Origin of the sequence: Variovorax sp. SRS16 (genome assembly GCF_901827165.1) — a bacterium.
GTDB lineage: Bacteria > Pseudomonadota > Gammaproteobacteria > Burkholderiales > Burkholderiaceae_C > Variovorax.
Window position 1 is genome coordinate 385,612 of sequence record NZ_LR594667.1, and the last position, 19,240, is coordinate 404,851.

19 protein-coding genes are annotated in these 19,240 nt (G+C 63.4%); 5 read left to right on the plus strand and 14 right to left on the minus strand.

From position 1 onward, the window contains the following. Nucleotides 1-128: 128 nt before the first annotated feature. Nucleotides 129-554 carry a hypothetical protein gene (locus tag E5P2_RS29915; RefSeq protein ID WP_068674216.1) on the plus strand — a complete coding sequence of 142 codons (426 nt, stop codon included), beginning with the start codon at nucleotides 129-131 and terminating at the stop codon, nucleotides 552-554. 78 nt (nucleotides 555-632) lie between these two features. On the opposite strand, the gene E5P2_RS29920 is transcribed toward E5P2_RS29915, so the two are convergent. From E5P2_RS29920 to E5P2_RS29940, 5 genes are read right to left on the minus strand one after another with little or no spacing between them, the layout of a single operon-like run. Beyond that, entirely contained in the window at nucleotides 633-2,339 is a 1,707-nt protein-coding gene (locus tag E5P2_RS29920) for a hypothetical protein (RefSeq protein ID WP_162570884.1), read from the minus strand. Next, on the minus strand, nucleotides 2,336-3,091 hold the full coding sequence (locus E5P2_RS29925; RefSeq protein WP_083944152.1) for a 2OG-Fe(II) oxygenase: 756 nt from the start codon (nucleotides 3,089-3,091) through the stop codon (nucleotides 2,336-2,338). Before E5P2_RS29925 ends, E5P2_RS29920 begins: the two co-directional genes overlap by 4 nt. Next, nucleotides 3,088-4,074 carry an NAD(+) synthase gene (gene nadE, locus E5P2_RS29930; RefSeq protein WP_162570885.1) on the minus strand — a complete coding sequence of 329 codons (987 nt, stop codon included), beginning with the start codon at nucleotides 4,072-4,074 and terminating at the stop codon, nucleotides 3,088-3,090. Before nadE ends, E5P2_RS29925 begins: the two co-directional genes overlap by 4 nt. Next, nucleotides 4,071-4,778: an aspartate/glutamate racemase family protein gene (locus E5P2_RS29935; protein ID WP_068674211.1), complete on the minus strand. Its 708-nt coding sequence runs from the start codon at nucleotides 4,776-4,778 to the stop codon at nucleotides 4,071-4,073. Before E5P2_RS29935 ends, nadE begins: the two co-directional genes overlap by 4 nt. After that, on the minus strand, nucleotides 4,768-5,940 hold the full coding sequence (locus E5P2_RS29940) for a hypothetical protein (protein ID WP_068674209.1): 1,173 nt from the start codon (nucleotides 5,938-5,940) through the stop codon (nucleotides 4,768-4,770). Before E5P2_RS29940 ends, E5P2_RS29935 begins: the two co-directional genes overlap by 11 nt. 266 nt (nucleotides 5,941-6,206) lie before the next feature. On the opposite strand from E5P2_RS29940, the gene E5P2_RS29945 reads away from it, so the two are divergent. Further along, nucleotides 6,207-6,965: a Mom family adenine methylcarbamoylation protein gene (locus E5P2_RS29945; protein ID WP_068674207.1), complete on the plus strand. Its 759-nt coding sequence runs from the start codon at nucleotides 6,207-6,209 to the stop codon at nucleotides 6,963-6,965. Nucleotides 6,966-6,981: 16 nt separating this feature from the next. Here E5P2_RS29945 and E5P2_RS29950 read toward each other — a convergent pair whose 3' ends face one another. The 4 genes from E5P2_RS29950 to E5P2_RS29965 form a co-directional block, all read right to left on the minus strand. Then, nucleotides 6,982-7,728 carry a hypothetical protein gene (locus E5P2_RS29950; protein ID WP_162570887.1) on the minus strand — a complete coding sequence of 249 codons (747 nt, stop codon included), beginning with the start codon at nucleotides 7,726-7,728 and terminating at the stop codon, nucleotides 6,982-6,984. Between the two features lie 130 nt (nucleotides 7,729-7,858). Continuing rightward, nucleotides 7,859-8,221, minus strand: coding sequence for a hypothetical protein (locus E5P2_RS29955; protein ID WP_068674203.1), 363 nt, complete (start codon nucleotides 8,219-8,221; stop codon nucleotides 7,859-7,861). A 79-nt stretch (nucleotides 8,222-8,300) separates the two neighbouring features. Then, nucleotides 8,301-8,609, minus strand: a complete 309-nt coding sequence (locus tag E5P2_RS29960) for a hypothetical protein (RefSeq protein ID WP_068674201.1) — start codon at nucleotides 8,607-8,609, stop codon at nucleotides 8,301-8,303. A gap of 392 nt (nucleotides 8,610-9,001) precedes the next feature. Beyond that, entirely contained in the window at nucleotides 9,002-9,652 is a 651-nt protein-coding gene (locus E5P2_RS29965; RefSeq protein ID WP_162570888.1) for a hypothetical protein, read from the minus strand. A 198-nt stretch (nucleotides 9,653-9,850) separates the two neighbouring features. On the opposite strand from E5P2_RS29965, the gene E5P2_RS29970 reads away from it, so the two are divergent. Both E5P2_RS29970 and E5P2_RS29980 read left to right on the plus strand, forming a co-directional pair. Then, the gene (locus tag E5P2_RS29970; protein ID WP_068674196.1) at nucleotides 9,851-11,071 is read left to right on the plus strand and encodes a phospholipase D-like domain-containing protein; all 1,221 of its coding nucleotides are present in this window, start codon (nucleotides 9,851-9,853) and stop codon (nucleotides 11,069-11,071) included. Between the two features lie 871 nt (nucleotides 11,072-11,942). Beyond that, nucleotides 11,943-13,148, plus strand: a complete 1,206-nt coding sequence (locus E5P2_RS29980; protein ID WP_241520350.1) for an RNA-guided endonuclease InsQ/TnpB family protein — start codon at nucleotides 11,943-11,945, stop codon at nucleotides 13,146-13,148. Here the strand turns inward: E5P2_RS29980 and E5P2_RS29985 are convergent. Continuing rightward, nucleotides 13,145-13,786, minus strand: coding sequence for a hypothetical protein (locus E5P2_RS29985; protein WP_068674195.1), 642 nt, complete (start codon nucleotides 13,784-13,786; stop codon nucleotides 13,145-13,147). The two genes, E5P2_RS29980 and E5P2_RS29985, sit on opposite strands and share 4 nt — an antisense overlap. A 941-nt stretch (nucleotides 13,787-14,727) precedes the next feature. Between E5P2_RS29985 and E5P2_RS29990 the strand changes: the two genes are divergently transcribed. After that, a complete protein-coding gene (locus tag E5P2_RS29990; RefSeq protein ID WP_162570890.1) occupies nucleotides 14,728-16,143 on the plus strand; it encodes a DUF6035 family protein in 1,416 nt (471 codons plus the stop codon). A 404-nt stretch (nucleotides 16,144-16,547) separates the two neighbouring features. Here E5P2_RS29990 and E5P2_RS30000 read toward each other — a convergent pair whose 3' ends face one another. The 4 genes from E5P2_RS30000 to E5P2_RS30015 all read right to left on the minus strand — a co-directional run bounded on the left by E5P2_RS30000 (nucleotide 16,548) and on the right by E5P2_RS30015 (nucleotide 19,148). Next, nucleotides 16,548-16,958, minus strand: a complete 411-nt coding sequence (locus tag E5P2_RS30000; protein WP_068674188.1) for a hypothetical protein — start codon at nucleotides 16,956-16,958, stop codon at nucleotides 16,548-16,550. Between the two features lie 91 nt (nucleotides 16,959-17,049). Continuing rightward, complete coding sequence (locus E5P2_RS30005; protein WP_162570892.1) at nucleotides 17,050-17,823, minus strand: hypothetical protein; 774 nt, start codon at nucleotides 17,821-17,823, stop codon at nucleotides 17,050-17,052. Nucleotides 17,824-18,164: 341 nt separating this feature from the next. Beyond that, entirely contained in the window at nucleotides 18,165-18,338 is a 174-nt protein-coding gene (locus E5P2_RS30010; protein WP_157103371.1) for a hypothetical protein, read from the minus strand. A 12-nt stretch (nucleotides 18,339-18,350) separates the two neighbouring features. Then, on the minus strand, nucleotides 18,351-19,148 hold the full coding sequence (locus tag E5P2_RS30015) for a hypothetical protein (RefSeq protein ID WP_162570893.1): 798 nt from the start codon (nucleotides 19,146-19,148) through the stop codon (nucleotides 18,351-18,353). Nucleotides 19,149-19,240: the final 92 nt, after the last annotated feature.

Sequence of the window (19,240 nt, forward strand, 5' to 3'; positions counted from 1 at the left end):
CAGCGTCGCAACAGGATGAACCTGCCGCCCGTCGAGCGCGGCTTTCATTTTAGCGGGGCGCGTGCCTCGCCCCTTGGTGCCAGGTCCGTTCCTACACGAGGGAGGACCACTTCACACAGGACACTCACATGAAGAAGACCAAGACGCTCGGGCTCACCGTGCTCCGCAAAGGCGACCGCGAGCTGATGGCAAAAGGCGTTGAAAAACTCGTTCGCGACTGCGGCGCAACCTCCACCCGGCGCGAAGGCGGCGAGTACCCCGGCCCGCGTGGAATTCACGTTGAAATCGACACGCCTCGCGGCCTGCAGGTGACCGTCTACTTCAACGGCTACTCCAGCCAACCGGACGTCTACGTGCTCTCCTGGCACATGGACCTCGAATCGGATGACACGCTGAGCCCGGCTATCTTTGGCGGCAACGTGAACCCCCACCATTTCCGCAAGGCCACCTACGTGGCGCACGGCTACGACGACCTCTGCGAGAAGCTCAGGAAGGGCCTCGACATGGCCATTTCCGGCGTTGCGTTCCGCGAACGCGAGCTCGAACCGGCGTAACGCTCGGCTCCGCTGACCTCCTTCAGGCCTCTTCCAATTTGGAGGAGGCCTTTCCTTTTCTTGAGCTCCCGGCCGGCACTAGCGAAGGCTGAGGTCGCCCGACCACGCGGACAACGCGTTGCAGCAGTCAACCAGCGTTGTCGTCGAGGCAAAGCCCAGGTATGTCAGCAGGGCGCCTGAAGCGGGGTCCGCGTCTGAAACGGTGAGCCGCGGCGCGTAGGCCTCCAGCCACGCGACGTTCAGCTCCCACAGTTGGCGCGAGAGGCGGTTGCATGCCTCAGCGGGAATCTTGGCCCTAAAGACCAGGTTGACGAAAGGAAGCATGTAGGGCGCGCGGGCTGTCTCCCCTGTTGGCAATTCGATGACGAGCCCGCCGTCCCTCGCTCCCAGCAGAAAGTCCCTCGCATCCACGATGTCGAGCACTTCGCGCTCCGCCAGCTCGGTTCCCCGCAGGTAGGCCTCATTCAGGTAGGTGAAGCCGGCCACCTGGACGCCTTCTGCCGTCAGGAGGGCGTGCACGGAATGCTCCGTGTCCCCCGTGGCCTTGTCATCATCCAGCACACGCCACTTCCGGGACCGGTCGAGGCTGGCCAGTTGCAGCGCGAGGGCCGCGGCCCCGGGTCTCGGTACGCGCTGTGACGAGAACACTTGGCCACCTCCGACGTCAAAGAGCCGGCTCACACGCAGCTGCGCATCGCCCAGAACGCACGCGTCCAGGCTCAGCATCGACGTCTCGGGTTCGCGCGCTGCAGTTGCCAACTCGATTTGCGCCGCCAGCGGGATGCCGTGAACCACGCCGGCGGCGCCGAGGCTCGAAGCGAGAACGTCCATGAGCGACTCCTCGAACTCGGCCTGGGCCGCAGCGTCGACCCCCCAGTTGGACGTCGCATGGGCCAGGTCGCGACGAACGAGGTATGCCGGTGTCATCGTCGGGGCCTGGCTCGGCGGCTGCACGAGCGCCCGGTACCGCGCACGCGCTGCCTCAGGGATAAGGGAGAGGTTGCCGCTACGCACCTTGGTAGACGATGCGGTCTCGGCCCGCGTCGCGCGCGTAGCGGGCATCATGTGAAGGCGATGCTCACGGCCGCCAAGGAGCGCATGGGTTTCGCGCAGCGCTTCAGTGGTCATTTCGCCTCGAACACCGCAAAACGCCAGGCCGCGTTCTGCGAAAGCCGCCAGGAACCCCAGGTTGTCGCTGCCAAAGACGTATCCCAACTCAATTGCGTCAACGTGCCTGGCCAGGTAGGCCGCTAGGCGGTCGAGCACATCCGTGAAGTTGAGGGCTTCCGGCGCATGCCGTGCCTCCCACGGGCAGATGGAGAGCCAGTCGCTGTGGCGGACGGCCTCCTCGGCGAGCGCGACTCGTTGCTCTGCATGCAGCGCCGCCGTACCGCCGTTCTTCACGCTGACGTAGGCGTCATGGGAAGGGGACATATAGCCGCCTACGACCGTGTATCCGAGCTCCTGCGCGTGCGTCCGGGCTCGCTCCATGAGGGCGATGTGCCCTTCGTGCATCGGGGAGTAGCTGCCCGTCGACAGGAGAACGAGTTTTCGGGCGTCTTCCGGCGACTGGGCGAGTGCTCGTCGCACCTTCATCAAGGGCGTCGTGAGCATCGCCGGCGACCAGCAAGGGTGCGCCCGAACGCTGCCGTCCAGGAGGTCGTCAATGAAACCGGCGGCTCGGAGCGTCTCGTGGCTCGCGCCGGCGGCGGCGAGCGGCGCATAGTAGGGGTCCAATAGCGCCTTGGCGACAAAGCGGTCAGGGCGGGGGTGGCGTTCCGTCAAGTGGGCGCCCCCGTTCGCTCGAAGACCAGGTCTGTTCTCAAAATCAGCTTCTCCTGCCCGAGGACCGGAGCTCCGTCATGAAGCATTCGGTGCTCGAACAACAGGGCATCGCCCTTTAGGGGCGTCACTGCCAGCAGCACCTCGTCGGCATTGGCATTTCGGGACCAGTCACTGAAATCTCGGGCTGCGAAGGGGAGCGGGTCCTGCGCGTCACGCAGAAACCTCGTCTCACCGCTTTCGTTGTCGCTCAGGTACACGACCAGGCTGAAAAGCGTCCTGCGAGCTTCGCTCTCGATGTACGGAGCGTCGTAGTGACCCACCAGATGGCCACTGCCGGGCTCGTAACGAATGAATCGATGCAAGGCGTTGACGCCAACCGGGTTCCAGAGCGAATGGCCGTCGTGGTCTGCTCGGTCGTGCTCACTGAACGCGCGTGGCTCGAGCAGGGAGGAGGGAAGGCAGGACCAGAGATGGCTCGCCAACTCCGCGCTGAAGCTGCTGCTACGCCAGGAGGCTGGGTGGGTTCCAGGCTTGAAGTTGCTGAGGATGCCGTCAGGCCCGACTGGCACGCTCGGCGCCGACAGGACCTCTCGGCGCATGGCCTCGACAAGCTCGGGTTGAATCAGGCCCCGGATATGCCAAGCTTCGCCCGGCACGGGGAGCCTTCGTGCGCGAGCGCCGGGCCCGCGCGCGGACGGCAGGGCGCTCATCGTGAACAAGGAGGCAATGGGGGCGCTTGCCTCGGTCTTCATTGCCTGGCTTCCCTGGCCACGTGGTAGTCCCACCCACCCTCGATTCGGCAATCCCAAAGGTCGAAGTGCACCGCCGGCGACTTACCCAGATACTTATGGTGGTTGTAGCGGTGAAGGTCCTCCAACGCCGCGCGCTGGCCCGCAAATCGGTCGCTCCGGCCATCTGCCATACCAACTGCCGCAATTCGCCGGGCGACATCGGTACAGGCCTTCTCGCGAAGGAAGAGCTCCACAGCGTCATAGCTGGCGCCAAAGACTTCTTCGTCCGTGCGGCCGTCGTACATGTCTCCGGTCGGCGTCGCCTCGAGGATGGAGGACGGCACCCCCAGGTGCCGGGCAACCTCATAGACCTGGGACTTGTACAGGTCCGAGATGAGCTGTGCGTCCACGAGGCCGTCCGAGGCTTTGCCGAAGTAGCCCAGGTACGCACCCTCGTCGCGATTCGTCGTGCCAATCAACATGCCGGGCGTGCCGGCCTGGGTCAGAAGGCTGGTGACGTAGTAAAGCGCCGGAGTTCGCTGATAAGCCACCAGCTGGCCCGAGGCCCAGCCTTCGCCTAACGTCGACAACGCGTTGTCGACGAGCGTCTTCGTCGCCAGGTGCGCCTTCGACAGGTCGATAACGACAGGCAGCAGTTCAAGCGCGCCGCAGAGCTCCACGCCGCGTGACGTTGCAAGGTCCTGGTTGGTGGCAGCGCCATCGGTGAAGACCGGCAGGAGCACGGGAACGATGCGCTGAATCGGCGAGCCGGGCTGTTGGCTGGCCGCCTTGACCAGCGCCAGCACCAAGGCGGAGTCCACGCCCCCGCTCACGGCCACCACGGCGGCCCGGAGCCCCGATGCGCGAAGGTAGGCGTTCAGCGCATTGCCCTTACGCCAAACGTAGTCAGGTGCGGAAAACGCATCCTCCAGACGAAGCTGGGCAAGCAGCTCGGTGAGGCCGCTCGGAAGGGCGTGCTTGGCAGGAGGGGGATAGTGATTCATGTTGAGGCTTGGAAGGAGGCCCGAAATAGCGCCTGCGCACGGTCAGCCGTGGCGCGCACCAGGCAATTCATGGTGTCGAGCACCCGTTCATCGGGTTCGAGCTGCGCGCACGACAGTTCTGTGCAGGCAATGCGCACCTCGGCGACGCCGCGGCGCAGCTGCTCGGAGATGAGCGCCTGCAGTAGGCAAGCTGAGGGAGCCTGACCCGCCATCCCCTGCTCGATGAGCAGTTGAACTGCGGCTTGGGCGGCGTCGCTCGGGAAAATCAATTCTGGGTAGCGCGCGGAGAGATACGCCCTCATGCTCTTGGAACACAGCACCGCCGTGGACGCGGGCTGTCGCATGGCGGGTGCCGAGTTCCATGGGGTGAACACCTCAAGACCGAGGGTGCCCGTGCAGTTGGTCAGGACCTCGCCCAGGCTGTTGCAAGGCGCAGCGACGAAGGCGGCACCCGCTTCTTTCAACAGCGACACACCGCGCGCAAGCGAAGCGGCGGCCCTACGGCGGCATTCCACGCCGTCGGCGCCGAGTCCTTGCAAGGCCTCACTGAGGTGGATGATTGCGGGGTAGTGCTCGTCTTGGAGGCACGCGCCGGACATCTGACGCGCCCAGGCCTGGACCAGCCGAACCTGGAACACCGCACTCGCGAAGGGCCCCGCGCCGCCCAAGATGCCGATGCGGGCCGGTGCTGTCTCAGCTCGCATGCTCTGAAAGCAGGTAGAGCTGCTCGTCGTGCGTCCCGGTCGCGCGGGGGTCCTGCCCCAGGAAGATGATGTCGCTGCCCGCGGTCCACGGGTGCAGGTCCTGCGGCCGGACGCGGTCGATGTGCGCTCGCAGCGACTCGACGGCGTCCACGGCGTCCATCACCAGCTGCGGCGGCAGCTTCTCGGAGACCGGATAGTCGTACTGGAGCGGGAAGGGCGCCATGGCAATTTTGCTGACACGACGGCGCAAACCACCCAGAGCCAGCGGGAGCAACTCCTTCAGCAGCTCGGCCCCGAGCCCCTGACCGCGCAGGTCGTGCCGGACCTCGAATGCTTCCAGGAACAGGAGGCCCTTGCCGTCATAAAAGCTATCAGGGAGCCGCTGATGCTGCTCGAGCACATGGAGGCTGGTCCCAAGCTTGAGGCCAGCTTCGTCATAGGCGTCGAGCGTCCACAGCGCCTTGGCGGCAGATTGGCCGCGTCGAAGGTAGACGATTCGAGCGTCGAAGGTGGCCACGGGCCGGCCCTTGGCATCAGAGACCAAGGCAGCGATGTCGTAGAGCTTCTCGCCGTCCTCGGCATAGCGGTGCAGGCCGGCACGCCACATCGACAGCACGAGGCCTTCCCCCGCCGCCAGAGGCAGGTTGTCGGCGAGGCGGGCGACCCCGTTCTTGTCGACCCTTCCCCCGAAGTAGTTCTGAAGGGTCACGTCGAGCTCGTCGGACACCATGCTCGCGTACCCGCCGATGAATCCGGTCGCGCCCGGCCGGTACTGCAGAAGCTCCGTGACGCTCGTGCCCAGGACGGGTGCCAGCAGCGGCGTCGCAAGCGCGATGCACGCGTCCAGCTGCCGGCCGGGGGGCTCCCAGTTGTCATCGACCAGGCCTTCGTGCCAAAGCAGGGGTGCGATGGCGTCCATGCAGGCCCGGCCGGCTACCGTTTCGGGCGTAACGATTTCTCCGCCGAGCGCTTCGACTCGGACCATGAAGTCGCAGAGCAGCTGCCCAACTGTCAGGCGTTCGAGCACGGGCCAGCGGGTCGGTGCGCCACTGCGGTCATGCGGCGCGCCGCTCAGGATGGCGACCACGAGGGCCGTCGCTCCGATGCTGGTGCGGTCAAGGTAGGGGCGCAGTTGCGCAGTCGAGAAGTAGGTAGATGCCATCGCGGTCGTCCTTGGCAGCAGCGCTGCGGTCAAGACAGAAAAGCGACACGGTTTATGGCACCTATAGAAGAACGTGGGAGCAAGGTTGATTTACGGACCGCGGAAACCGTATAAACTAAATGCACATGCAATCTAAACTACAAGTCGCCAGAGGCCTGTGCGCCCCCGCTTCCTCTGGAAAACCAATTCCTACGCAACGGTGGCGGGACGGCAAGTCGTCCTTCCGTGTCGACAGGGACGAAGGATTTAGGAAGGGGGACTTCGCTGTGGACCTCATCACGGAGGGCGTCGCAAGAAAGTTCGTGGAGGCCCACCACTACAGCCGGTCGTTCGTAGCGTCCGTCGTACGCGTGGGCCTGTTTGGTCCCAAAGCGGAGCTGATGGGCGTCGCGGTGTTCTCCGTGCCCATGAACCAACGGGTGATTCCGAAGTACTGCTCTGTGCCCCCGAGCGAAGGCTTGGAGCTAGGCCGCCTGGTGCTGCTTGACGCCGCTCCCTACTGCAGCGAGACCTATTTCCTGGGTCGCGCGTTCGACCTGCTCAAGAAGGTGAAGCCGGCGATGAAGGCCGTCGTCTCGTACTCCGACCCAGTGCCCAGGCGAGACGAGGACGGGGGACTGACGATGCCTGGGCATGTCGGCATTTGCTACCAGGCATTCAACGGGCGGTACCTGGGGCGAGGGACCCCTCGAACGCATCACGTCACGGCGTCTGGGCGCGTGGTCAGTCCCCGCTCGCTCTCAAAGATTCGTCTTCTGGAGTCGGGACACGAGGCGGCCGAGCGCGCGCTGGTTCACCTTGGTGCACCGGCACGGCCGTTCGGCCAGGAGCCAGCCCAGTGGCTCGACGGAGTTCTTCGAAGCGGCCTCCTGCGGCCTGTGAAGCATCCGGGCAATCATGTCTACGCCTGGCCGCTGGGACGCACCGGCGAGAAGGCGATTGTGATGTCGGGCTTTCAGCCTCCGCAGCCGTACCCTAAGCAGTCCGATTCGCACCGGCGGGTTGCGCTGATACCGAGCACCTGAGCGAAAGGCTCTCCGCTCATGCCTTTCCGACGTTGCTTGCAACCCAGGTCTTGTCGTGGGCCTTCTGTACTACATACGCCAGATTTGCGTCCACGTAGTCCACGTTTTGGGAGATGCGCTCAATCCTGCCACGGCTGTGAGGGGGAATTTTGCCGCCATAGGTCGCCTGGACCCACAGGAGCCGCTTCGGTAGCCCGCGGATTTGCTGGAACTCCGCGCTTGCGGCAATTTCCGAGCTAAGCCGCTCAATTCGCTCTGCCTCCAGCGTGTGCAACTGCTCCTGCAATACGGCCTCGTCATCGAAACGTTGTTCGATGAAATCGGAAATCTTCTCCGCGATTTCATTGGCCCAGGTCAGTAATACGCTGGAGGTACGGAACGCGCCATCCTTTGTGTACATCGCCAAGATGAAATAGGGCTGGCCGCTGAAGCGCTCGACCAAGGCCAGGTCTGCGGCGACGTGCGCACTAGTCTCGGCCGGCGTTGGCCAGCGACCTCTGCGGCTCATCTCAAATACGGGCTTCCAACCCTCTTCCTCCATGCATTCCTGGACGTAGTCCTCTGGCACAAAGCATTGTTTTTGCCAAAAGACGGCGCTTGGTTTTTCAGCGGCGACTGCCTTCAGGAAATCCTCCCACGCGAACCGCAACCTCGGAGTCGCATCGAGGTCGCTGGCGGTGGCCGGTATTAGCGCACTCCCATGCTTCGCACAGTCATTGCCGAGCGCCTCCAGGAGGTCTTCGATAGTTAAAGTTGGGGTCATGTTTGGCGAATGAAGAGCCTCCTCCGTAGGAGACGGCCCAAATCATCGCATGCGCACTAGCCGAACGGTGACCGAAGTGCTTCGCCATGAAGAAGCCCCTCGCTGCGCAGGGCAGGAGGGGCGAAGAGTTTCAGTCGCGAGCGACGGTGACCGCTTTGACCTGATGCAGCCGTGCCGCGTAGGTCTGTGAGATGACTTGGTCCGCATTTACGGCAAATTTCCGTGCGAGCAGCCGTACCGCGTCTTCATCGGCGCCTTCAGGGATGAGCGTGCCGTGAGGCTCTAGGGCATTGCGGCCCTCGCTTTGGTAGTCGCCTGAGAGCGTAACGTTGTACCCGTCGCCACGGCTCACGTACGCGTGAGCGACCTTGGGCCCGACGGCGGTTTGGAATACCTTGCTTGCAACGCCGGTGCCGCTCTCTTTCTTCCAGCCTGCTGCAGCCAGTTGGCCTTTGATGGTCTGGATGAGCTGGGCGTGTTGGGCTGAGTCCATGTGGTTCCTTGTTTTCAGTGTCCTGCCACGTGTAGCCTCGCGGCGATTTCGCAGTACAGCCTGGCAAGGATAGCGTTCCTCAGTGGTCCCAGGCCTTTCGGCCCTTGTGTTGGGACTTCCAGGACCGCTCGACGCCGCGCGGGCGGCCGTCCCAGGAGTGGAACAGGTAGGCGTCGCGTCTGGTCGCGCGGCATTCCACCTCGCCTTCCTCAGGGTGCCAGGCTGCGTTTTGGCGGCGCTGCGCCATGGTCGCGCAGTTGCGGTAGGTCGGTCCGCCACGCCATTTGCGGATGCCGTACACGGAGCCGCGCCGGTTGCTGTAGCCGCGGGAAGGGTACCGGCCGGAGTCGTACCAGGCGGGGCGTGCATTGGCGTACAGCGTAGGCACGTCCAGGGCCTTGCCGCGCGGGCTGTAGGCACGCAGGTGCGTCTCCGGCCATGCGACGGTGTGCCCGGTGTGGGCTCGAGTCGGCGGAGCCAGTCGTCGTGGTTGTGCCAGGCGCCTTTCAGAGCCTGGGACAGCGCGGTGAGCGTGTCGAAGTACTGGGTTTGCGTGCTGCCGTTGGCAGCGACGATGTCCAGTTGGTAAGGGGTGCCCTTACGCGGGCGTGCGGGGGTGGGGAAAGTCAATCGAGGTCTCCAGTCTTGCTAAGGTGCAAGAGTGGAAAGACGCTCGGTGCTTAAAGTGATGGCGGGGCATTGGCCCAGTACAGGGATTGCGTTTAAACGCCGTTCCGCGCAAGCGCAACCAGGCGCGCCGGTACGGGTCAGGCTCCTTGTCTAACGGCCTGGCGCGGCGCGAAACCGCCGATACAGGTCGTTAGCGGTGCCCGTTTCATCGTCACTGGCGACAAGCCCATCTTGCTCGAGCCCGGCGAGCACCCGGCCGGCCTCCATTGGTGTCAACCTTCCGCCCAAGGCCTTGGCGACCTGGTAGGCCTCGAGCGGCTCCGGTGATGCTTGCAGGTGCAGAAGGACCTCGCCAGGGAGGGCCCGCAGTTCAGCGGCACGCTGCGCAACAAAGGCCCGAACGACGTCGATGCCGACCAGCTTCGCGTCCTCCCATTCGGTATCAGAAAAGCGCACCCCTCGAGCCTTCCTGCGAAGCCCGTCAGGTGCCCCCGGCTTGCGACCCTGATTGCGGCCAGCACCGCCGCGGTTCGACGCGGGCTTGCTCTCAGCGGCAAGCTTGCGCGCCCAGGCCTGACCAGCTTGGAAGCAGGCGGAGCTGAAGGTGCCTGGCACGACGTTGGCCGACCGAGTTGCGCCGTTAAGCGTGTACTTTCCGGAGAAGCCATCCCAGAACGCCGCCCGGTGCCCCGCGCCGCGACGAGGCTGGCCCTCGTGATAGAGCTCACTGTTCTTGTCGGCAGCCGCGGCGAGCATTCCGTCGTACAGCTTCTGCAGGTGCGCATCTTTGAACTTCGCCATGGACTCCCTTTCGTTTTAGGTGTGCTTGATGTTTGATATTGTATAGACACATTCAATCGTCGGCAAGTCCGAGGCACTACGCTCCGGCGCAGCATCGCATCGCGCCGTGCGAGAAAAGTCGCTCCGTGACATCCTGCCTCGCTTGGTCGCCGTCTCGCTGCCCATAATGCTGGCCAACAAATAGAAAGAGGAAGACCAATGCAAGTAGAGTTACTGACGGACAGCAAACAAACGACGAATACGCTCGTCGACCTGATGGCAAAATGCGACCTCGCCGCTTGGGCGGTGGCTTGGGCCACGGACAACCAGGTTCTCGAGGCGGCGTTTGAGCACCGCGCCAAATTCCGCCACCTCGTCGTCGGCACGCACGGATACGTGACCGCGCCGTCGGTCATTGAACGCTTCCAGGAGATGCCGAATTTCAAGGTCATGCTTCCGGAGGGTCCGCTCTTCCACCCCAAGGTCTACCTGTTCCGAAGCAAGGAGGACTGGACCGCCGTGGTGGGCAGTCACAACCTGACGAATCGAGCTTTCACGACGAACATTGAAGCCAGCACCCTGATGCGCGGCAACGCGACCGACGCCGGACTCCAGAAGCTCTTTGCCTTCGTTGCCCAGTCGTGGGGCGCTGGGGTCGATGTCACCCCCGAGTGGCTTTACAGCTACCAGGCCAATCACCGCCGCGCCAAGGCCGCGCATGACGAGCTTGCGCGGTGGGTGCCTGTAAAAAAGTCCAAGGCGGAAGACGACATTCCCGGACCACAGGACCTGGCGTGGCAGGAATTCGTTGCCCGGGTCAAAATTGAAAACCCGAACTCGGACCATACGCTTGAGGGAAGGCTGCAGGTGCTGGAACAACTGGGCGCAATGTTCCGTTCCAAGCCCACATACGCCGAGCTCGATGTAGACGTCCGCAAGCGCATTGCTGGCACGATGGGCGGGACACAAGCCAAGAAGGACGGCCATGAGTGGGCCTGGTTTGGCGCGATGGGTGCCAGTGGCTCGTTCAGCACCACTGTCATCAATAAGCCGGAGGGGCTGTCGCGCGCGCTGGACTTCATCCCGCAAACCGGCCCCGTAAACCTGGAACACTACGAGCTGTTCCGAGAAGAGTTCATGGGCGCGCTGAGCGAAGACCTACGCGCCTCGGGCGGCATCGCAACCGGAACGCGCCTGCTCGCAATGAAGCGGCCGGACCAGTTCGTTTGCATCAGCAGGCCAAACAAGAAGGGCATCGCAGAGCACTTTGCCGTTGCGAACAACACCTCTCTCGACAACTACTGGGAGCGAATCGTACTTCGGATTCGCAGCTCGCCCTGGTGGCTCGCGCCCGAGCCCACGGACCCGCTGGAGAAGCGGATTTGGGCCGGGCGTGCCGCGTTGCTGGATGCCATCTACTACGACCCCGCCACGCGCTGACTATTCCCTCGTGATGGCCAGACGCAGGTCTGTTCAATCGCGGGCATGCAGCAGAATGCGGGCATGAAACTCCTCCTTACCCTCGCGTGCGCATTGGCTGCATTTCATGTTGCTAGTGCTTCCGCGGCCGACGAAGCGTCTGAATTGAAGGCGCTGGTCGAGCGGCAGAACAGTCAGTGTCGTGGGGGCTCCGGCGGCGACCCAAAGACGATGGCGGCCTGCGACGACCGCACGGCAACCATGGCGAAGCTGAAGCGACTTGGGTGGTGCTGGGTAGCCCGGGGCAGGCGGCATACCAGATGAGCTGGGAGCGTTGCTCCGCGACAGCTCAGCCAAGCCCGCAAGGGACAAGAGGTCAACAGGCGGCACGGCCGCAAAGTGCAGATGACGCGGTGCTGGAATCTTGCGGCAAGCAAGCTGTGTTGCTGGCCGATGTTGCCAAGAGGCGAGACCAGGGGTGCCAAGCAGCAACGGCCAGGCGTTTCAGCGTGTCCAAGCCAGGGCAGCATACCTCGAACTTCCGAAACCTTTCGTCGATGCGCTGCCCGGGCTCTACGGCGACATCTACTTTGGCCGGATGCTGGGGCTGACCCCGAACGAAATCCGCGCGCGGACTACTCGATGAAGTGCCGAAACCGCCAGCAAACTAGCACCAGGAGGTAGCCGTATCCGAAGAAGGCTGCAAACGTCGTCAGACCAAGCTGCGCAGGGCCAACTTGCGCGTTCGTCAGCTTCACCAGAAGCCAACGCGAGAGAAGCCCATCCTTTAGGGCGGGGAGTGAATCGCGGGTTGTTTGCAGCCGAAGGCATTGCTCTATCTAAAATGCAGCGATACACTGGATGAAACAACAGTTGAAACAACAACGCCTCGGTGTCCCTTCCCAGTTGCCCCCCGCTCTCGACGCGTGTCCTTCGGCTTCGGCTGAAGGACAAGCACGCGGCCGTGCTGCGCGCGATGGCGCGCGACGTGAACCAGGTCTGGAACTACTGCAACGACCTCGGCCAGCAGGTGCTGCGCCGCGAGGGCCGCTTCATGAGCGGGTTCGACTTTCAGAAGTACCTCAACGGCGCAAGCAAAGCGGGCCTGCTCGTGGGCTCTGCGGTGTTCCAGCAGGTTGCCGAGGAGTTCGCCACGCGCCGGCGGCAGTTCAAGAAGGCGCGCCTGCGCTGGCGCGTCTCCGACCCTAAGCGCGCGAACCGGAGCCTGGGGTGGATTCCATTCAAGGCTCGCTCGCTGCGCTACAAGGGCGGGCAGGTGGCTTTCCAGGGCCATCTTCTGAGCCTTTGGGACAGCTACGGTCTCGCCGACCGCGAGCTCGGCGCGGGCAGCATCAGCGAGGACGTGCGCGGACGCTGGTTCCTGAACGTCACGGTCAAGGTGCAGCCGAAGGCCAAGCCGTCGCCCAAGGGCCTCAAAGGGGCCATTGGTGCCGACCTGGGGCTCAAGAGCCATATGACCGACTCTGCGGGGACCTCGGTGGACGCCCAGCGCTTCTATCGCGACCTCGAGTCGAAGATTGCCACCGCGCAGCGCGCTGGCAAGGCGCACCGGGTGCGTGCGCTGCACGCCAAGGTCGCCAATCGCAGGAAGGATTTCCTGCACAAGCTGTCCACCGTTCAGGCATACAGCCATGCGGCGGTCTTCGTCGGCAACGTCAATGCCGCTTCCCTCGCGAAGACCCGAATGGCGAAATCGGTGCTCGACGCGGGCTGGAGCAGCTACCGAACCATGCTCAAGTACAAGTGCGATGACGCAAGTGCTTGGTTCGCGGAGGTCGACGAATCCTTCTCCACTCAGGAGTGCAACGTCTGCGGCACGCGAGCCGGCCCCAAGGGTCGAGCTGGGCTCGCCGTACGGCAATGGACCTGTCCGTGTTGCGGCACGTCCCACGACCGCGATGTGAACGCGGCGCGCAACATCCTTGCGCGTGGGCTGGTGTGGTTGGAGAACACGTTTTCCGCTGCGGATTCGCGCTCGACGAAGAGTGCGGCCGCAGTGAATAAGGTACCAGGCCCTTCAGGGCTGGGTGCCGCGGCCGGGCATGGCCGTCCAGCAGTGGGAATCCCCGTCCTTTAGGGCGGGGAGGATGTCAATGAGCGGTGCCGGTGGCCTCGACAGTCGGGCTTGACAGGAAGTCCGGCAAGCACCTCTGCGCCACCCGCGGTTGGCGCTCGAACGCCCTTGCTCACATGGCGTGCGAGCAATTCTTCGATTTGCAGCAGTCGCATGAGCGGGCATTGGAGCTCCGACGACTGCCGGCTTGCGTACTCTCTCAATTCCCGCATTGCTGAGTAGAACGCGTCGTTCACCACGCACTCCAACTCGACCTGCCTAGCTTCGAAAATCTGCCTCTTTACTTCGGTCAAGTGTCCTAACTGGTTGTATCGGGGGTCCCCTTGGCTGTCCTTGACAATTGGGCTCCAGAGCATGAAGTGGTGCTCGTACTCCCCCAGGTACTTCCGAGCGTAAGCGATGTCGCGGGAGAACTTCTCAACGAGCTTGTTGACATTGTTTGGTCGCTTGTCCTTGACATACTGGAGGCCAGTCGTGAGGTGAACAGCAACCTCGCACACGTACACCTTTCGCTCCTTGAGATTGATGCCCACGACGTCAATCTCACCCTGCACGTCGACCGTGTACAAGTTCGTCTGGATGAAATCGCACTTTCTGATGTACCGAAGGTACGAGGAAACCAGCTGCTCGCCAACGTTCATGATGCCCCTCTTGTTTTGGTGATTATCCACACGGCGCCCGCAAAACCCATTCGGGGCGGGCCTCCGAGGGCCGTGCCGGGCGCATCGCCTTGCGCGCCGAAAGGTGCCGAATGACCAGGTCGTCAGCTGCGCTCTCCCGCGCGACCGGTCTCCGCTGCTGCACTACCAGGTAGCGGCGCAACAGCAGTGCGATGGCGGGGCTGAGGCCACGACGCCATCGGCGCCTGGCATGAAATCGCCAGCAAGCGGCCCATTCGGTCCCGATTCCATCGCGCTTGCCCGCCAGGAGGCGCAGGGTATACCTTGGGAATTCCCGAGGGACGTTGGAAATGTTTTTCAGGAAACGTGGTGGGGTGTTGTCGCTACACGTGGAAAGAACCACTTTCCCGAAGGACGCCAATGCACCGACCAAGGTTCGGCAGACATTTCACGGCCGACTGGCCGTATGACCCGCATGATGGAGTAGGGCTGGAGTTCGTCGGCGCTCCGACTGCCCGCAAGGCCTTCCTCGACGTGCTCCGCGCCGCCGGTTGCAGCTCACCCGCGGCATGCCGCATTCTCCAACTGCTCGAGGAGGGCGGCACAAAGCGCACAACTGTACGTTCGACGCTCAGATTCGACCGCATCGGCGACCGGCTCGCCGCCCTCGGCGTAGCGATGACAGTCATCCCGCCAGCCAAGCCGACAGACCCGCCTGTTGCAACGTGCCCCTGATTCCCACGCCCCGCCCTCGTCGAGCGGGGCTTTCTTTTGCCTATGGCATCCCCGCCCGCCGTGCCGGGAGGGCAGTGCTCGTTGCCCTCTACTACGACTCAAGACGAAGGCGCAAGTCCTCAGCTTGCCGCGCGCCGGCGCTCAAGCTCGCCTCGTAAGAAACACTCCGGTGGCCGCGGCCGCTCTGCGCGTAGACTTTTCCTGTCGCCAAAATTGGGAAGCAGCAGATGTCGTTCGCAGTTCGCAAGCCGAAGATTGCCGAGGTCCTGGACATGGTGTCGGGCCGCGTTCTCTCAGCCAATCAGGCGATTGGCGCTGACTACGACGCAGCCGTCGTTCTTCGCAGCACGCTCAAGGAGCGTCAGTTCGAAGGTCGCCCGCTGTACACCTGCCCCCTCTGTGGGGTAGGGGTCCAGCTCAATTGCATGGACAAGCAGAAGCAGTTCTACTTTCGGCATGTGCACGAGCTTGGGGGCTGCCCCATCGACACCGGCGCTCACCTTACGCGTGACGAAATAGACGCCATCCGCTACAACGGTGCCAAGGAAAGTGAGCTGCATCACCAGATGAAGCAGTGGATAGCGCAGTGCACCGAAGTCGACCCGGCATTCACGAACACTGAGGTTGAGTCGTCCTGGAAGGGAAAGCTCACGGGGGAGATGCGTCGCCCTGACGTTCGAGCGGAGCACAAAGGCATGCGCGTTGCGTTTGAGGTCCAGTTGTCATCAACCTACCTGGACGTCATCGTCGGGCGCCGGTTGTTCTACCGTAAGGAAGGCGCGCTGCTTGTCTGGGTGTTCGCAAACTTCGACGAAGGCATCCGCAAGATGACCCAAGACGACATCTACTTCAACAACAATCAGAACGCCCTAGTCGTTACTGCCGAAACAGTCGAAGCGTCTAAAAAGCATGGCAAGTTCATGCTCGATTGCGTCTGGCGGTATCCGCTTTCCGCGACCGACAGCTCCGCCGTCTCCGACCTCCAGCGCAAGCTCGTGAGCTTCGACGAGTTGACGCTCGACCTCGCCTCGCAGACGGCCTTCTACTTCGACTTCGAGGGCGCGCGGGAGAAGCTGCGCGCGGCCGAGCATGCAGCAGGGCCCAACCCCTATATCGCACCGGTCGAACAACCGTGGTGGTACGACACCGATGAGGCTGAGGCCCTTCGTGAGCGCTTCCGAGACACGTGGCTGCGCGCTATAGGGGACGGAAAAGTGCCAGGCGAGGAGTGGGAAGAACTCGGGTTTCGCTTCGAGGAGGCGGACCTGAAACTGCCGGCGTACCCGCATCTGCTGCCAGAGACCGTCCTCAAGGTTCTCTACTCCTTCCAGGCGGGGCGTCCGGTCGGCTACAAGTTCAGCAGCCTCATCCAGGTCCTGCACGAGACGCTCCCTCGCAGTGACCGCACGCGTGTCATGCCGTACCTCGAGTACGTGGGGGAGGCGCTACGCGTCTACGGCCTGGTGCCTCAACTGCGCAAAGCTCGGAACTACGCCGCCTGGGAAACCAAGGCCGCTGAACACCGCGCCCGCGAGGCAGAGCGCATCGTGGACCCCAAGCCAGAGCTGGCCACGGTCCGGCTCATCGAGTTCCTGTTCCCAAGGCTCGCCGGCGCAACCGCCAAGCTTGCCGCGTCGCTCTAGGCCACGGGCCTGAAGGAGGCCGAGGGGTCGCTCAGACCATCGAGCTCGTCTTCCTTGACCGCAAGTCCGTCCGCAGCCAGCTTTTCCAAGGCCCTGCCGGCCTGGAGCGGGCTCACCCTTGCGGCCTTGGCGATGCCGTAGCCGTCTATTGGCCCAGTCGCCCTACGCAGAGCCTCCAAAACGGCTTCCCGCGTGCTCTCACCATCACGAACCCCTGGTTTTGCTGCCAAATGCGCCCCTCCGGCTTAGCTGTCGGTCGCGTCAGCTTAGCGGCGTCCGGCGCGCGTGAACACCGCCAAAGGGCGCGTTGTGGGCCTCGACCAACGCACCTGGGCTCTTTTTCGGAGGCGGCCGCCCACTCCGACTACTTTCGTACTCAGGCGCAAACGGATGAACCAACGAACCTAGGCCGCAGCGAGCGCAGCAGTCTCGGACTCTGCCTCCAGGAACTCGTCGAAGCTGACGGTCGGCGGCTCTTTGAGGCCGCGGTACTCGGCCAACGCGCGCAGCTCCTCTTCGATGAGAGGAGGGAAGGGAATCCGGAAAGCCCGCTGCGGGTTGAGCAATGCCTTGAAGCATTCGCGAATCAGCTTTTCGCTGTTCCAGCGCAGGGACAACGTGTTCGCGATGCGCGGGAACCGCACTTGGATGTGGCGCGGTCGTACGCCGAATGGCAAGCTTTGAAGCCAAGCCTGGGCGGCCAGGTTGAGCGCGTTGTCCTCGGGGGCCGGGACGCCGCCAGCAGGGTTCCGGTCAATTTTTGAAACTATGGGCTGACGGTCTAGGCGGCCTGTTTCAGGGCCTTTGGCGTTCATCGCAAATCCTTATAGGCGCGCGGTAGGGGAGGGCACGATTTTAGCCGGGGCATACGCGCCGGCGCCTGCTGCCGAAGCCAAACAAAGCCGTTCAGGCGTCGACTTCTGCACGCTCCGCGCCGGCAACGCGCAGGCCCAGCACATCCAGCGCAAGGGCCGCCTCTTGCGGCGAGTAGGCCGCTCCGGGTGTTGCCTTGGCCTTGTGCCAGGCCCACATCCGGTTGGCCTGGGCGAAGGTCGGCTCGAACACGAAGTGCAGCACGTAGTGGGCCGGGTAGCTGTTGGCCCTCGAGAAGCATTGCACCCGGGGCTCGCCACCGCCTTGCGGGTGGAAGTGGACGCGCGGGTTGCGCTTCAGCACTTCCAGGCCGAGCTCCAGGTCAAAGAACTCGGTTGTCATCATGGAGGCGGGGTCACCGAACCTGACGCCCGTCTGGATGACCTCGCCGGCGAGCGTGAAGAGCATTTTGGCGTCCGGGTCGACCACGCACAGGTGGTCCGCGTCGCACTCACCCTGCGTGACGCTCGTGAATGGCGTGAGTGCACGATGCGGCTCGCTGTCACCCAGGGCTTCGAACCCTTCGCGACCTGCCGCAGCCTGCTTGTCGGCATCCAGGAAGAACACGTTCTCCATGGCTACAAGGGCTGCGCCATGTTCCAGGTGAGCGCGGATGTCCTCTAGCCGTGCGACGCCTTCGGCAGCGCTCTTGGCAGGGATGTGCGGGGCCAGCCCCGCAGACAACTGGGGCACGCCGGCGCAGTTGAACTCGTCGCGGAACGCGAAGAAGCCCGGGGCCACCCGGCAGTATTGCAGCGTGCGATGGGAGTCGAGCGTTTGGACTTGCGTCAGGGTTTGGATTTCCATGGTGGCCTCAAGGGGAGTCGGCCACCGTCTATCGACCCTCTTTAGCCACGCCTCGCCCTAAAGCACTTCGCTTCCCAACCATGCGCCAAAAGAGGGGAGGTCACCGGTGGGGAGGGCGCCGCCGGGAATTACTCAAGATTATCTGAAATCTGATAATTGGCCGAAGCCCCCTGGTGCGCCGTCCAGGATGCGAAGCACCTCGTCGAGGGAGCGGCCCACGTTCAGGTCGCGGAACGCCCAGCATGTCCTCGGCGGACACTCCCATATTTTCTGACCGGCCTGAGAAATGAAAGACCGCACCGAGCGTGAGCTGGTGCGGTCTTGGAATGACGCTGCGACGGCTAGCGTCGCGCTTGTCGAGCGAACTTCGCTTCGTTCTTCAACGCTTTTGCAAGGCGACGGTTGGTGGTCTTGTCGAGCACTCCGCCTTCATCTCGCCTAGCGGTCACTACTTCCGCGATGAAGCGACGGCGCCCTGCACCTCGAATTGCCTTGTCCCGTGCGGTCAAGCTCATCGCTGCAGTTCCTCAGTCGTATACGCCGGCGTACGTGTCGAATCGCGCCGCTCCTGCCTTGCGCAGTCCGAGCAGGTCAAGGACAAAGATTGCCTCGTGCTCTTCGCCGGCCGCGCGCTTCGTGTCGCGCGCGAGGTGCCAGTCCCGAATCCGCACCGCCTCTTCGACCGTCGGCTCGAAGATGAACTCCAAGCATTGCGTCCGGCCGTCTTCAGCGTTGTACGACGGAATGTTCTGAAGCTTGCGACCGGACCGGTCGGTCTCGAAGTGCACCCGAGGATTGGCCTCAAGCAGGTGCAGCGCGAGCTCGAGGTCGTAGGACCGGTTGTCCATCATGCCAACGATGTAGTCGAAGTGAATCCCCATCGGTCGCGGGAGACCGTCCATTGTGAACACCTGGTGGCTCCCCATTTCGATGCGCACGAGGTGCCTGGAGTTGGCGTCGCCCGACACAAAGCACGAGTAGGGCTTCGTGAGCCGCGCCGTCTTCTGCAGTGCTTCCAGCATGCCGGAGAAGCCCTTCACCGCGCCTGCTCGCAGGACTTCATCGTCCACAAAGCAGACTGACGACAAATCCTTGAGCGGTGCACCGGTGTTGAGATGGTCAAGCAGGTTCGCCTCGCGCGCGAAGCCTTCCGTAGTGGTGTTGAACTCAAAGCCTGCCTTGAACGACGGGTCCGCCGGCGGCTGGGCCGCGCAGATGCGATGGTCCTTGTAGACCACGATGCCGTGGGCAACATCGCGGTAGTTCACCTCGCGACGGGCCTGAAGCACCTGGGTCTTGAAAACCGTTTGGGTTTGAGTAGCCATTTGTTCCTCTGAGGGTTGTTGTCCTGCGTTGTCTAGGGAAACGACAATGGCCAGGCCGCTGCCAAATGCCGGCCGCGGGTTAACAGGCATTT